This window comes from Actinophytocola sp. KF-1 (genome assembly GCF_054661535.1).
The window spans coordinates 775,190-788,714 of sequence record NZ_BAAFVK010000001.1 but is presented as its reverse complement, the minus strand read 5'-3'; the positions used below and the strand labels follow the sequence as shown (position 1 = coordinate 788,714).

General features: G+C 72.7%; 17 protein-coding genes. 4 read left to right on the top strand and 13 right to left on the bottom strand.

Annotated features, from left to right (window positions below; genetic code table 11):
• The first annotated feature begins 21 nt into the window (after positions 1-21).
• Positions 22-567 (top strand): GtrA family protein, encoded by a 546-nt coding sequence (locus ACYQ77_RS03905; protein WP_459707448.1) that lies wholly within the window; start codon positions 22-24, stop codon positions 565-567.
• Between the two features lie 4 nt (positions 568-571).
• Here ACYQ77_RS03905 and ACYQ77_RS03900 read toward each other — a convergent pair whose 3' ends face one another.
• From ACYQ77_RS03900 to ACYQ77_RS03890, 3 genes are read right to left on the bottom strand one after another with little or no spacing between them, the layout of a single operon-like run.
• Entirely contained in the window at positions 572-985 is a 414-nt protein-coding gene (locus tag ACYQ77_RS03900; protein WP_459707447.1) for a hypothetical protein, read from the bottom strand.
• 1 nt (position 986) lies between these two features.
• Positions 987-2,279 carry a sensor histidine kinase gene (locus ACYQ77_RS03895; protein WP_459707445.1) on the bottom strand — a complete coding sequence of 431 codons (1,293 nt, stop codon included), beginning with the start codon at positions 2,277-2,279 and terminating at the stop codon, positions 987-989.
• Positions 2,280-2,285: 6 nt separating this feature from the next.
• Positions 2,286-2,948 (bottom strand): response regulator transcription factor, encoded by a 663-nt coding sequence (locus ACYQ77_RS03890; RefSeq protein ID WP_459707443.1) that lies wholly within the window; start codon positions 2,946-2,948, stop codon positions 2,286-2,288.
• 53 nt (positions 2,949-3,001) lie between these two features.
• Here ACYQ77_RS03890 and hisN point away from each other — a divergent pair, with 53 nt between their 5' ends.
• Positions 3,002-3,778, top strand: a complete 777-nt coding sequence (gene hisN / locus ACYQ77_RS03885) for a histidinol-phosphatase (RefSeq protein ID WP_459707442.1) — start codon at positions 3,002-3,004, stop codon at positions 3,776-3,778.
• On the opposite strand, the gene ACYQ77_RS03880 is transcribed toward hisN, so the two are convergent.
• The 9 genes from ACYQ77_RS03880 to ACYQ77_RS03840 form a co-directional block, all read right to left on the bottom strand.
• Positions 3,745-4,014 (bottom strand): hypothetical protein, encoded by a 270-nt coding sequence (locus ACYQ77_RS03880; RefSeq protein WP_459707440.1) that lies wholly within the window; start codon positions 4,012-4,014, stop codon positions 3,745-3,747. The two genes, hisN and ACYQ77_RS03880, sit on opposite strands and share 34 nt — an antisense overlap.
• Positions 4,011-6,728, bottom strand: a complete 2,718-nt coding sequence (locus tag ACYQ77_RS03875; protein ID WP_459707439.1) for a TNT domain-containing protein — start codon at positions 6,726-6,728, stop codon at positions 4,011-4,013. The genes ACYQ77_RS03880 and ACYQ77_RS03875 overlap by 4 nt, the downstream gene beginning before the upstream one ends.
• A complete protein-coding gene (locus ACYQ77_RS03870) occupies positions 6,729-7,046 on the bottom strand; it encodes a hypothetical protein (RefSeq protein ID WP_459707437.1) in 318 nt (105 codons plus the stop codon).
• On the bottom strand, positions 7,030-7,485 hold the full coding sequence (locus tag ACYQ77_RS03865) for a YbaB/EbfC family nucleoid-associated protein (RefSeq protein ID WP_459707435.1): 456 nt from the start codon (positions 7,483-7,485) through the stop codon (positions 7,030-7,032). Before ACYQ77_RS03865 ends, ACYQ77_RS03870 begins: the two co-directional genes overlap by 17 nt.
• Before the next feature lie 82 nt (positions 7,486-7,567).
• Positions 7,568-8,161: an adenosylcobinamide amidohydrolase gene (locus tag ACYQ77_RS03860; RefSeq protein WP_459707433.1), complete on the bottom strand. Its 594-nt coding sequence runs from the start codon at positions 8,159-8,161 to the stop codon at positions 7,568-7,570.
• Positions 8,158-8,709 carry a GNAT family N-acetyltransferase gene (locus ACYQ77_RS03855; protein ID WP_459707431.1) on the bottom strand — a complete coding sequence of 184 codons (552 nt, stop codon included), beginning with the start codon at positions 8,707-8,709 and terminating at the stop codon, positions 8,158-8,160. Before ACYQ77_RS03855 ends, ACYQ77_RS03860 begins: the two co-directional genes overlap by 4 nt.
• A 2-nt stretch (positions 8,710-8,711) precedes the next feature.
• Positions 8,712-9,659, bottom strand: coding sequence for a hydroxymethylglutaryl-CoA lyase (locus ACYQ77_RS03850; RefSeq protein WP_459707430.1), 948 nt, complete (start codon positions 9,657-9,659; stop codon positions 8,712-8,714).
• Between the two features lie 20 nt (positions 9,660-9,679).
• Positions 9,680-10,234 (bottom strand): PH domain-containing protein, encoded by a 555-nt coding sequence (locus ACYQ77_RS03845; protein WP_459707428.1) that lies wholly within the window; start codon positions 10,232-10,234, stop codon positions 9,680-9,682.
• An 85-nt stretch (positions 10,235-10,319) separates the two neighbouring features.
• Entirely contained in the window at positions 10,320-11,147 is an 828-nt protein-coding gene (locus tag ACYQ77_RS03840) for a biotin--[acetyl-CoA-carboxylase] ligase (RefSeq protein ID WP_459707427.1), read from the bottom strand.
• A 45-nt stretch (positions 11,148-11,192) separates the two neighbouring features.
• On the opposite strand from ACYQ77_RS03840, the gene ACYQ77_RS03835 reads away from it, so the two are divergent.
• Positions 11,193-12,830 (top strand): acyl-CoA carboxylase subunit beta, encoded by a 1,638-nt coding sequence (locus ACYQ77_RS03835; RefSeq protein ID WP_459707425.1) that lies wholly within the window; start codon positions 11,193-11,195, stop codon positions 12,828-12,830.
• Positions 12,827-13,036, top strand: coding sequence for an acyl-CoA carboxylase subunit epsilon (locus ACYQ77_RS03830; protein WP_459707423.1), 210 nt, complete (start codon positions 12,827-12,829; stop codon positions 13,034-13,036). The genes ACYQ77_RS03835 and ACYQ77_RS03830 overlap by 4 nt, the downstream gene beginning before the upstream one ends.
• A 162-nt stretch (positions 13,037-13,198) precedes the next feature.
• On the opposite strand, the gene ACYQ77_RS03825 is transcribed toward ACYQ77_RS03830, so the two are convergent.
• A complete protein-coding gene (locus ACYQ77_RS03825; RefSeq protein WP_459707422.1) occupies positions 13,199-13,477 on the bottom strand; it encodes a hypothetical protein in 279 nt (92 codons plus the stop codon).
• Between the last annotated feature and the right edge of the window lie 48 nt (positions 13,478-13,525).

Below are 13,525 nucleotides of genomic sequence, written 5' to 3'. Positions count from 1 at the left end.
CGCGCTCCGTAGACTGCGCTGGTGACCGTCGTCGACACCGTGCTGGCGCGCGTGCCCGAACCACTGCGCAAACTGCTGATCAAGCACCGCGAACTGCTGAAGTTCGCCATCGTCGGCGGCACGACGTTCGTGATCGACAACGGCATCTGGTACCTGCTGAAACTCACGGTGCTGGAGGAGAAACCGGTCACCGCCAAGATCATCGCCATCATCGTGGCGACGATCGTCTCCTACGTGCTGAACCGCGAGTGGTCCTTCCGCACCCGCGGCGGCCGCGAACGCCACCACGAGGCGGCCCTGTTCTTCCTGATCAGCGGGGTCGGCGTGGCGCTGAACTCGGCGCCGCTGTGGATCTCCCGCTACGTGCTGATGTTCGAGGTCCCGCACGTGTCGCGGCTGGTGCAGGAGATCGCCGACTTCGCGAGCGGCTCGATCATCGGCATGCTGCTCGCGATGTTCTTCCGCTTCTGGGCGTTCCGCCGCTGGGTCTTCCCGGACGAGCTCGGCCACAAGCGCCGCCACGCCCCACCCCCGGACGACCCGGTGGAAGAGCTGGGCCACTCGTAGCGCGTCAGCCCAGCGTGATCGCGGCCTGCCCGTTCCGCGCCTCGTCGTACGACACCGCGATCTTGCCGTGGCGGCCGATCTCGACCTGGTAGAAGTCGTGACCGCCGGGCACCCCGGCCACGGTGATCCGGAACTCGCAGACCGGCTCCGCCCAGACCGGCGAGCCGAGCGCACCCGTGGCGAGGACGTCGCCGCCCATGCTGTGGACCGTGACCGGCGTGCCGGCACGGACATCGTCGTAGTCGCCGGACCCTTCGCAGGCGCCCCGCCCGGTGTCCGAGGACACGCCACCGGTCAGCGTGAAGACGCCGGTGAGCCGGAAGGACGGGCCACTTCCGTCGGGATCGTCGCCCGCGACCAGCAGGACCACGAGCACGACGACAGCGGACACCGCGGCGCGCACGCGAGACCCGGCCACGTCAGCGCGGGGAGCGTTCCGCGGGCCAGCGGACGCCTTGCACGTCACCCGCTCGTGGCACCGGCAGGAACACCGTGAACGTGGCCGGCCGCTTCGCGGACAGCTCCAGCCGCCCCCCGTCCGAGTCGATCAGCGCACGGGCCAGCGCCAGCCCCAGCCCGGTCGACCCGCCACCGGAGAACCCCCGCTCGAAGATGTGCTCGGCGAGCTCGTCCGGCACGCCGGGCCCCATGTCGGTCACCTCGATGACCACCGTGTCGCCGCTCGCGCCCGCGCCTTCGCGGGCGGTCAGCGTGACGGTGCCGCTGCCGTGACGCAGCGCGTTGTCCAGCAGCACGCCGATCACCTCGCGCAACCGTGCGGGTGACACCTTCGCGAAGAGGTTGTCCTGCAGCTTCACCTTCAGTGACCGGCCCACGGCACGCATCGGGGCGCGCCACTCCTCCGCGATCCCCACCAGTTCGCCGCTCAGGTCCACCGGTTCGGCGCCGGTCGCGCGGGCCTCGCGGGCCGCCGCCATCAGTTCGTCCAGCACGTCGGCCAGGCGTTCCGCCTGCTCCAGCGCCGCCTGCGCCTCGCCCGCGATCTCCTCGTCGGGGACCACGGTCAGCTCCTCGATCCGCAGCTGCAGCGACGTCAGCCTGCTCCGCAGCTGGTGGGACACGTCCCCGACCAGCTCCCGTTCCCGCTGCACCAGCTGCGCCAGCGCCGTCGCGGACGCGTCCAGCGCCTCGGCGACGGAGTCCAGCTCGCTCACCCGGTACCGGGTCTTGTCGAGCCGGAAGTCGCCGGCGCCGAGCCGGGCGGCGCGGTCGGCGACGTGCCGCAGCGGGCGGGCCAGCCGGCGCGCGGTGACCGTCGCGACCGCCGCGCCGCCGCCGATCGCCGCGATCACGACCAGCACCACGAGCAGCGTGACCTGCGTCTGCGTGGTGCGCATCGGGCCGGCGTCGATCGACAGGATGACCTTGCCGTGCTGGACGATCGGCACCTCCTCCGACACCGTGTCGCCGGTCAGCTCGTCGCCGAACTCGCGCCGGAAGTTCGTGTCCGGCAGCTCCACCAGCAGGTGCCCGCGCGGCGGCACGAGGAGCTGCACGCCGTTCAGGTCCAGCTCGTTGCCGTTGGTGACCTGGTCGTCGAGGGCCGCCGCGATCTGGCGGGCGCGGCCGCCCAGCTCCTCCCGCGTGAGGCTCTCGACGACGGCCGACGCCGACCACCCGAGCGGGATGCCGAGCGCGACGGCCGTGACCGTGACGGCGAGCAGGATCGCCAGGAGGATGCGTCGGCGCATGGCTACCTAGTCCGTGTTGAACCGGAAGCCCACACCACGGACGGTCGCGATCCGCGCGCCGCCCCGGCCGCCGACCTTGCGGCGCAGCCACGACATGTGCATGTCGAGCGTCTTGCTCGTCCGCAGCTCGGGCCCGCCCCACACCTCGTCGAGGATCTCCTCGCGGGTGACGACCTGGCCCGCGCGCTGGATCAGCACGCGCAGCAGCTCGAACTCCTTGTTCGCGAGCGTGACCTCGTCGCCGTCGACGATCACCTGCCGCGCCGCGAGGTCCATCTTCACGCCGTTGACCTCGATCGTGCCCGGCGCCTGGCGGCGCAGCAGGGCCCGGATGCGGGCGAGGAGCTCGGCCAGCCGGAACGGCTTCGCCACGTAGTCGTCCGCGCCCGCGTCCAGCCCGACGACGAAGTCGACCTCGTCGGCCCGCGCGGTCAGCATGAGCACCGGGATCCCGCGCCCTGCCGCGCGCAGCCTGCGGCACACGTCCAGCCCGTCTATCCCGGGCAGCCCCAGGTCGAGGACGAGCAGGTCGACGCCGCCGCCGTTGGCGGTCTCGAACGCGCGGTGCCCGTCGCTGACGACCTGCACCTCGTAGCCTTCGCGGTTCAAGGCGCGGGACAGCGGGTCGGCGATCGCCGCGTCGTCCTCGGCCAGCAACACCACACTCACGGTGGTCAGCCTATGCCCGATCACCGCCGGGGCACTCATGACAGCATCAGCGCATGCACTCTGACGACCTCGCCGTCGCCCTGCGGCTCGCCGACGCCGCCGACGAGATCACCATGGCCCGGTTCCTGGCCGCCGACCTCGTGGTCGACCGCAAGCCGGACCGCACGCCGGTGACCGACGCCGACACGGCCGTCGAGGACACCGTGCGGGAGATCATCGCCGAGCTGCGGCCGGACGACGAGGTGCTGGGCGAGGAGCGCGGCGGGGCCGTCGGGGACGGGCGGACGTGGGTCGTCGACCCCATCGACGGCACCAAGAACTTCCTGCGGGGCAACCCCGTGTGGGCGACGTTGATCGCGCTGGTGGACGGCGGGACGCCGGTCGTGGGGGTGGTGTCCGCGCCGGCCTTCCCGCGGCGGTGGTGGGCGTCGGCCGGTGGCGGGGCGTGGTGCGGGGAGCGGCGGCTGCGGGTGTCGGCCGTCGCGGCGCTCGAGGACGCGTACCTGTCCACGACGGACGCCCGGCTGTGGGAGCCGCGGGAGTCGTACCAGGCGCTCATGGACGCGTGCTGGGAGACGCGGGCGTTCGGGGACTTCTGGCAGCACGTGCTGGTCGCCGAGGGTGCGCTGGACCTGGCGGCGGAACCGATCGCGAACCCGTGGGACCTGGCCGCGGTGCAGGTGATCGTCACCGAGGCGGGCGGCCGGTTCACCGACCTGCGCGGCGAGCCGCGGTTCGACGGCGGCGACGGGCTCGCGTCGAACGGGCTGCTGCACGACGCGGCGCTCGGGGTGCTTCAGGCGGGGGTCAGCGCACCGCGCACGACCTGAGCCCAGGTGAGGCGGCCGAAGAGGTAGTGGCAGGCCACCTGTTCGTTGGTGAAGCGGGCCCAGTCGTAGCGGTTCCCCTGTTCGCGCCAGAAGACTTCCCAGGAGTGGTTGCCCTCGTCGTCGGGGGTGTCGTCGCGGACGAGGCACCACGCGTTGTCGGCCTCGGCGCCCACGGACACGACCTCGGCGGGCACCCCGACGGCGGCCAGCCATTCGGTGATGGACTCGGCGTTCATGCGATCTCCTCGAGGTAACCCAGCGCGACGAGCTCGATGGCGGAGTGGGTGGTGCGGTAGCGGATCCCGCCGCCCGGCTGCCCGAACCAGGCCGCGGACACCGCCCGCCACACCGGCAGCGGCTTGCGCACCCGGTAGCGGCGGTACCCGGCGTCCTTGTAGGAGGGCGGCAACGACCGCTGCGCGAACGCGGTGCTGTCGGCGGCGAACACCCGCCCGTGCGCCGACCCAAACCGGTCGATGACGGTGTTCTCCGCGAGGGTCTCGGCTTCGCCGGGGGCGCTGCCGCCTTCGGGGTACTGCTCGCTGGTGGGCCAGTTGTACTCGAGCCCTTCGGGGCTGATGCCCTGCGGGGTGACGCTTCCCAGGCGGACGAGGTAGCGGCGGTCCCAGTCCCGCTCGTTGGCGCCGCCGAGCGGATCGTGGTCGTCGAGGAGCGCCTGGACGGCCGGGTGGTCGGCGGTGATGCCCGCGCTCGGGTTGACCGGCCGGAACCGGGGCAGGGTGGCGGCGTCCGGGGAGACGTCGGCGCCGGTCGCGGCTGCCTCGACGGGCTGCGGTGAGGGGCTGGGCGGGTTCGCCGGTGGCTGCGCCGACGAGCCTGCCTGGCCAGGCGCTTCGGCCGGATAGCCCGGCTGGACCGGGTCCGGCGGCGGGTAGCCCGGCTGGCCGAGCACCCCACCGGGCTGCACCGGGCCCGCCGGTGGCTGTGACGACGAGCCAGGCTGCCCCGGCACCTCAGGCGCATAGCCCGGCTGCCCAAGCACCCCACCAGGCTGCGCCGAGCCCGCCGGCGGCTGTGACGACGAGCCCGGCTGCCCCGGCACCTCAGGCGCATAGCCCGGCTGCCCAAGCACCCCACCAGGCTGCGCCGAGCCCGCCGGCGGCTGTGACGACGAGCCCGGCTGCCCCGGCACCTCAGGCGCATAGCCCGGCTGCCCAAGCACCCCACCAGGCTGCGCCGAGCCCGCCGGTGACTGTGACGACGAGCCCGGCTGCCCCGGCACCTCAGGCGGATAGCCCGGCTGGCCAAGCACTCCGCCATGCTGGGTCGGGTCCGGCGGCGGGTAGACGTGCCGGCCGAGGCCCGTGTACGACGACTGCGCCGGGTAGGCCTGAGGCGGGTAGCCGGTCGCCGGTGCCGGGTACTGGTAGGCCGACGGCGGGGCGTAGCTCTGGTAGCCCTGCGGCGTCGACGGCGGCGGCAACGGCGCCGGGGCGCCTTCCTCGGCGGCTTTCGTGGCGGCGCGGTGTGCGATGCCCTCGTGCAGCTCCGCCAGGCGGGGACGGTCGTCGACCAGGTGGTAGTCCGGGTGGTCGGCCGGTTCGAAGCGCAGGCCCGCCGCGTAGTCCAGCTCCGGCGGGGGTGCCGGGACCTGCCGCGCGGGCCGGTACGACGCGACCGGCAGGTGGCCGATCGGGAACATGTGGATCCAGAACGCCGCCAGCACCTCGTTCCGCTCCCCCTTCGCGGGGGGCGGGGCGCCGGGCGGGCCTGCCATGGGCTTGTTGGCACGCGGGGCCGGGTCCGCGGGCGGGGCGTACGCCGCCGGGGCCGACCGCACCGGCGCCGGGGCCACCGGGGCCGCGGGGGCGGGCGCCGCCGGGATCGGCGCTGCCGGACGGCCCGGGGCGGGCACCGGCGCCGCCGGGACACCTCCCACCGGTGCCGCGGGAGCGCCCGCGAGCGGGCCACCGCCGTATGCGGGGGGCGCCGCCGGGTTCGCCAGTGGCGGAGCCGCTGACGCCGCCGGGGGGAGGTTCGGCGGTGGTGCCGCCGCCGGTTCCAGGCCACCCGCGAACCCCGCCTGCACGGTCTGGCCCGTCGGCGGGGTCAGGGTGTCGTCGATGGTGCCGGACGGGACCGGGCCCGTGACGTCCGGATCCGCGGGCAGCACGTCCCCCGGGCGATCGGGCAATACACCCGACCCGTCTCCGGGCAGCACGTCCCCGGGGCGATCGGGCAGGACGTCCCCGGGCACCAGGTGGCCCGGCGTCGGCCGCAGTGCGTCGGCCGTGTCGCCGACGGCACCCGTGACCGGGCGGGCGACGTCCCCGGGAAGCTGGGTGGCGGTGTCCACCGTCTGGTCCACAGTGGAACCCACGGTGTCCGTCACCGTCGACGTCACGTCGGCCACCGTCGTCGTGACGCCCGGCAGCAGGTGGTGGCCGGGATTGGCGTTCACCGGGTTCTGCACGGCCGCCATGTCCACGCCCGAACCCGGCTGCACCGCGCTGACCAGCTGCGACTCGATGTGCGCCACGTTCGCCGCGGTGCCCCGGACCGCCGTGTCCAGCCCGGCGAGCGCGGTCGGGTGGCCTGCCGACGCGGCCGCGTGCGCGGCGTCCGCGTTCTGGGCCAGCGCCACGAGGTTCCGGACGATCTCGACCTTCGCCGTGCCGACCTGGTCGGCCGCGTGCTCCAGGCGGTCGGCCGCCGCGTTCGCGTCGCGGACGACGGAAGTCAGGTGACCTGAATCCGCGTCCACGAAGGTCTTCCACTCCCTGGCCGCGGCGTCACCGGCGTCGCCGGCCACCGCGGTCAGCGCGGCACGGGCCGTCGTGTCGGCGTCCGTGGCCAGCGTCGACATGCTGGTGGCCGTGTCCCGCCAGGCCTGCGCCTGCCTGGCCATGGCCTCCTCGTCGGCCTCCGGCCACACGACACCGGCCTGCGCGGCGACGTCCGCCAGCTCCGGTGGCAGCTCGATGCCCATCTACCGCTCCGCGGACTTGAGGTGGTCGAGCGCCGTGTCCTCGCCCGCGCCGTACGTGGTGGCGGTGTCCGACAGCCGCGTGCCGACCGAGCCGAGCCGCTCGGCCAGCGACGACAGGCGGGCCACGACGTCGTCGGCCGGCTGGGCGTGCACGGACGAGAAGCTCTGGCCCACCGCGTCGGTGCCCCAGCACGCGCCGTCGGCGGTCAGCGCCTCCGTGAGGGAGCGGTGGATGGCGGCGACCCTGGTGCTCAGCGGTTCGAACTGGCTCGCCTGCCCGGCCAGCCGCTCGGCATCGACGTCAAACCCGTCGTGCATGGCGCGTGCCCCCCGACTGCATCCAGGACTTGTCCTCGAACGTCTCGTCCGGCCCCTCCGGGTCGGGCTCCGGCTCCGGGGTCAGCTCCTCGTCCGACAGGTCGGCGGTGCCGCGCAGCAACGCGGCCGGGTCGGTGTCGGCGGGCAGCACGGGCGCGAGCACCTCGCCGGCCTGGCGGGTGGCGCGCGCGGTGGCCTCGGCGGTGGTGCGGACGATCAACGCGGCCAGGTCGGCGGGCCGCAGGGCGCGGTAGGCGTCGTCGTCGATGGCGAGGTCCACGAGCGTGCCGGAGGCGGACACGGTGACGGCCACGCGGCCGTCCTCGCTCGTCACCGTCTCCCGGACGGTCGCAAGCGACCGTTGCACGGCCCCCAGTTGCTCCCGGCTTCGCCGGTAGCCGGCCAGCAGGTCCTCGACCTGAGCTCTGTGGTCAGCCACCACGGCCACCTCCGCTGGGGGACGGCATTGGTCTCGGTCTCGCGTTGGACGCGTGGCGCGCGCCGAGGGTTCCCGTGAATTTTCACAGCCGCGCGCGGATCGCGCTGTGCACCGCGCGGGCGAGCGCGCCACCGACCACCGATCGTGGACCGCCGAACGGTTCGGCGGGTCCGTCGGGCGGGCAGAGCACGACGACGGAGTCGGTCGGGGTGCCGGTTCCCGGTACACCTGACTCGAAAAGCGCCTGTGCCTTGGCCTCCGCGACCGTGGCGACCGCGTTGACCAGCGCAGCCTCGGTGAGCCGGACGGGCAGCAGGCAGATCGCGTTGATCGTGCCGACCGGTTCCGGCACCGCGGCGGGACCGGCCGCCCACGTCGGGTGCGCGCCGATGCCGGTCGTGACCGCGACCCGGACACCACCGTCCTCGCGGTGTACGACCTCATGTACGTCAACGGCGGTCAGCAGCCCGATGCCGTCACCGGTCAGGTCGAGCGCGGCCGCGATCTCGGTGAGGTGGCGGTCGGGGTCGAGCCGCGCGTAGGTGTTGGCGACGGTCGCGTTGACCACCCAGTGCCGCACGCCGATCCCGCCACCGAGCACGGCGGAGGACACCGCGAGCCACGGCGACTCGGCCCGCCACACGTACACCGGCGCGCCGTCGACCTCGGTGATCACGTCAGGTCCTTGCGCACCAGCGCACGCCGGGTGCCCCGCCGTTCAACGAGTTCGAAGCCCGCCGCCAGGAACATGTCGAGCGTGCCGTGGTACAGGTCGCCGGAAGCCCTCTTCTGGCCTTCCGTGTCGACCGGGTGCCCCTCGACCACGCGGGCGCCGCGGTCGCGCGCGAAGTCGACGGCCGCGTCGACCAGCGTGCGGGCGAGACCGCGGCCACGGGCGGAACGGTGGACGAAGAAGCAGGTCACCGACCACGTGTCCGGGCCGGCGTCCGACGCGGTGATCGTCGAGCGGTCCAGCTTCGGGTAGGTGGACCGGGGCGCGACGGCCACCCAGCCGACGGGGCGGTCGTCGTCCAGCGCGAGCACGCCGAGCGGTGCACCGGCCCGCACCAAGCCATGCAGGAACCGCTTGTTGCCCTCGCCCCACTCCTCGCGGACCTCGCGGCGCATGAACCACGTGCAGTAGCAGCCGCCGACCGTCTTGTTGGCGCTGAACAGCTCCTCCAGCGACGGCCAGGTGTCCCGGGTGAGTTCGGCGAGCCGCATGCTCAGCCCCGCAGTGCCCGGACCACGCGCGACGGGCTCGGCCGCCCGAGCCTCGTGGCCATCCACGCGCTGGTGTCGGCGAGCTTGTCCAGGTCGACGCCGGTGTCCACACCGAGGCCGTCAAGGCACCACACGAGGTCCTCGGTGGCGAGGTTGCCGGTGGCGGACTCCGCGTACGGGCAGCCGCCGAGGCCGCCCGCCGAGGAGTCCACAGTGGTCACGCCGTGCCGCAGCGCCTCGACCGTGTTGGCGAGCGCCTGCCCGTAGGTGTCGTGGAAGTGCACGGCCAGCGCGTCGGCGGACGTGCCGGCCTCGGTGAACGCGGTGATCAGCGCGGCGACGTGACCGGCGGTGGCGACACCGATCGTGTCGCCCAGGGAGAGCTGTGAGCAGCCCATGCCGAGCAGCCGCTGACCGACCGAGACGACCGCTGCCGGATCGACCGCGCCCTCCCACGGGTCGCCCCAGCACATGGAGACGTAGCCGCGGACGTCCAGGCCCTCCGCGACGGCCCGGCTCACGACCGGCTCGAACATGTCCATCTGCGAGTCGAGCGTGCGGTTGAGGTTGCGGCTCGCGAACGTCTCCGTGGCGCTCGCGAAGATCGCGATGTGCCGGACGCCGGCGGCCAGCGCGCGGTCGAGCCCGCGCTCGTTCGGCACCAGCACCGGGTACCGCACACCGTCGCGTGGCGTGAACCCCGCCAGCAGCTGTTCGGCGTCCGCCAGCTGCGGCACCCACTTCGGGTGCACGAAGCTGGTGGCTTCGATCGTGGTCAGTCCCGCGTCGGCGAGCCGGTCGAGGAACTCGAGCTTCACCTCGACCGGGACGACCGCGTCCTCGTTCTGCAGCCCGTCCCGCGGCCCGACCTCCCAGATCGTGACGCGTGCCGGCAACCCGGGCGCGGGCACCCGGGTCGGCAGGCCGAGGTCGTGCGCGGTCGTAACCATGTTCGCTCCGCAAGCTCCGCTCAGCGGCGGTACTGGCCGCCCTGCGGCGGGTACTGCTGGGTCTGCCGCGGCTGCTGGATGAAGTCGTCGTGCGGGTTGTCGTTGATCTCGCGGTACAGGAGCGTGTGCACCTTCTCGACCGACGGGATGTCGTCGAACTCGAGCGGCTCCTGGGAGGCGGACTCGATGATCAGCGTGCCGCAGCCGAAGATCCGGTCGACGAGACCGTGCTCGAACCGGACGCTGTTGATGCTGTTCATCGGGATGGTGATGCCGGTCGTCTTGATGACGCCCTCCTTGGCCATCACCCGGTCGGTGGTCACCACGAAGTGCGTGGTGCGCCAGCGGACGAACGGGATGAAGAACAGCCACACCAGCAGGATCAGCGCGACCGCGCCGATCGCGATGTAACCGACCATGCTCCACGACGTGTCCGAGACGAGGATCGCGAGCCAGATGCCCACACCCAGCGTCACGATCAGCACCACATAGGGGAGCAGCAGCATCTTCCAGTGCGAGTGCTTGTGCAGGATGACGCTCTCGCCCTCGCTGAGCAGATCCTCTGGGTAAGCCACGGCGTCCTCCCGAAATAAACCGCGTGTCGCGGTAACCGTACCGAGGTGGACCGACAGTTCGGGGGCTGACCCGCAAAGATGTTCGCTACTCCGCCCGTAGGTGCACGATGTCGCCCGCGGAGATCGCTTTCGGCGTCCCGTCGTCCAGTTTGACCAGCAGCCTGCCGTCGGGATCGACGTCCACGGCCACGCCCGTGACGGTGCCGTCCGGCAGCTCGGCACGCACCCGCTGGCCGATGGTCGCGCAGGCCTCGCGGTAGCCGGTCAGCACGCCGGACCGCTCCAGGTCACCGTCGTTCAGCCGCCACACGGCCTCCATCTCCTGGAACGCGCGCAGGAAGCTCGCCGTGATCTCGGTCCGGTCGGTGACCTTCGCGCCGGCGTCCGCGAACGACCCCGGCCGCAACCCGCCCGGCCCGGGTTCCGCGCCCTCGGGCAGCGCGGTGACGTTGATGCCCACACCCACCACGGCGCCCGGGCCCGCGTCGTCCTGCACCGCCTCGGACAGGATGCCGGCGGCCTTCGCCCGCTCGGCGCCCACGAGGAGGTCGTTCGGCCACTTCAGCACGGCCTCGATCCCGGCGGTCTCCGTCGCCACGTGCATGAGCGCCAGCCCGGCGACCAGGTTCAGCGTGCCGAGCCGCGCCGGGGGCACGGCCGAGGGCCGCACCAGCACCGACAGGTACACCCCGGACCCCGGCGGGGACGCCCACGTGCGGTCCCGGCGGCCGCGGCCGGCCGTCTGCTCGTCCGCGACCAGCACCGTCCGGTCACGCGCGCCGCTCTCGGCGGCGGCCAGCAGGTCGGCGTTGGTCGAGCCGGTGGAATCCACCACGTCCAGGGCCGCGTACGGGCCGTTCGGCGCGACGAGCTGCTCGCGGAGGACCAGGACGTCCAGGTTGTTCTCGGTCACATCAGTGAACTTACCGGGAGTCAACCGCGACTACGCTCCCGAGACATGAGCAGCGCGACCGAACCACTGGGTCAGGTGCCGACCGGCGAGACGGACATCCACACCACGGCGGGCAAGCTGGCCGACCTGTACCGCCGCAGTGACGAGGCGGTGCACGCCGGGTCCGAGCGCGCGGTCGCGAAGCAGCACGCGAAGGGCAAGAAGACCGCCCGCGAGCGCATCGACGCCCTGCTCGACCCCGGTTCGTTCGTGGAGCTCGACGAGCTGGCGCGGCACCGGTCCACCAACTTCGGGCTGGAGAAGAACCGCCCCTACGGCGACGGCGTGGTGACCGGGCACGGCACCATCGACGGGCGTCCCGTGTGCGTGTTCAGCCAGGACGTGACCGTGTTCGGCGGCGCGCTCGGCGAGGTGTACGGCGAGAAGATCGTCAAGGTCATGGACCTGGCGCTCAAGACCGGCAGGCCGATCATCGGCATCAACGAGGGCGGCGGCGCGCGCATCCAGGAGGGCGTGGTCTCGCTCGGCCTCTACGGCGAGATCTTCGTCCGCAACACCCGCGCGTCCGGCGTGGTCCCGCAGATCTCGCTGATCATGGGCGCGAACGCGGGCGGCCACGTCTACTCGCCCGCGCTGACCGACTTCGTGGTGATGGTCGACCAGACCTCCCACATGTTCATCACCGGCCCGGACGTGATCAAGACGGTGACCGGCGAGGACGTCGGGTTCGAGGAGCTGGGCGGCGCGCGCACGCACAACACGAAGTCCGGCAACGCGCACTACATGGGCACCGACGAGGACGACGCGATCGCCTACGTCAAGGAGCTGCTGTCGTTCCTGCCGTCGAACAACATGTCCGACCCGCCCGTGTTCCCCGGGTTCGCCGAGGAGGGCTCGGTCGCGGCGAACGTGTCGGAGACCGACCTCGAGCTGGACACGCTGATCCCGGACTCGCCGAACCAGCCGTACGACATGCACTCGGTGATCGAGCGGGTGCTCGACGACGGCGAGTTCCTCGAGGTCCAGGACATGTTCGCGCCGAACATCCTCGTCGGGTTCGGCCGGGTCGAAGGGCACGCGGTCGGCATCGTCGCGAACCAGCCGACGCAGTTCGCCGGCTGCCTCGACATCGACGCGTCGGAGAAGGCGGCGCGGTTCGTGCGGACGTGCGACGCGTTCAACGTGCCGGTGCTGACGTTCGTCGACGTGCCGGGCTTCCTGCCGGGCACCGACCAGGAGTGGAACGGCATCATCCGCCGCGGCGCGAAGCTGATCTACGCGTACGCGGAGGCCACGGTCCCGCTGGTCACGGTGATCACCCGCAAGGCGTACGGCGGCGCGTACGACGTCATGGGGTCCAAGCACCTCGGCGCGGACGTCAACCTGGCGTGGCCGACCGCCCAGATCGCCGTCATGGGCGCCCAGGGCGCGGCGAACATCGTGCACCGCAAGACGCTGGCCTCGGCCGCGGACTCCGGCGAGGACGTGGACGCGCTGCGGGCACGGCTGCAGCAGGAGTACGAGGACACGCTGTGCAACCCGTACGTGGCGGCCGAGCGCGGGTACGTGGACGCGGTCATCCCGCCGTCGCACACCCGCGGTCACGTGGCCCGCGCGCTGCGCCTGCTGCGCGACAAGCGCGAAACCCTGCCCCCCAAGAAGCACGGGAACATCCCGCTATGAGCGAGCGCCCCCACCTGCGCGTGGTCCGCGGCAACCCGACCGACGAGGAGGTGGCCGCGCTGGTAGCGGTCATCGCCACCCTGAACACCACGCCCGAGGAACCCCCGCCACCCCCACGCTCAGCGTGGTCAGACCGCCGCACCCTGGTACGCCACCCCCTACCCCACGGCCCGAACGCCTGGCGCACGTCCGCCTACCCCCACTGACCCGGCTCTCGAACACCGCGAGTCGCGCTCGCAGGCATACCGAGTTGTCAGTTTCGTGCAGGTGGCGCGCCCGGGCATGTGCACGAAACCGACAACTCGGTGTGCGCGAGAACGCGACTCGCGGTGTTTGGGGGCGTGACTCGCGGTGTGTGGGGGCCGGGGTTAGTCGCGTTCGCGGGTGTTTGCCCAGATGACGCCGGGGAGGATCAGGGCGACGTAGGTCGCCGTGCCGTACAGGACCTCGCGGACGCGTTCCTGTTCGCCCGCCAGCCAGATGCCGCCGCAGATGAGGGCCAGCACCAGGATCGTGCCCACGACGACCTTCGCGAAGAACTTGTACGCGCACCAGCGGGTGCAGCCGCCCGGGATGCGGTGGCGGCACAGCCGGTTCCCGCTGGCGCTGGCGGGCAGCTGCACAGCGCGCTCCGAGTGCCGCCGCATACCCCACATCCTCACCGTCGGCGACGATCCCCGACAAGCCGTCGATCT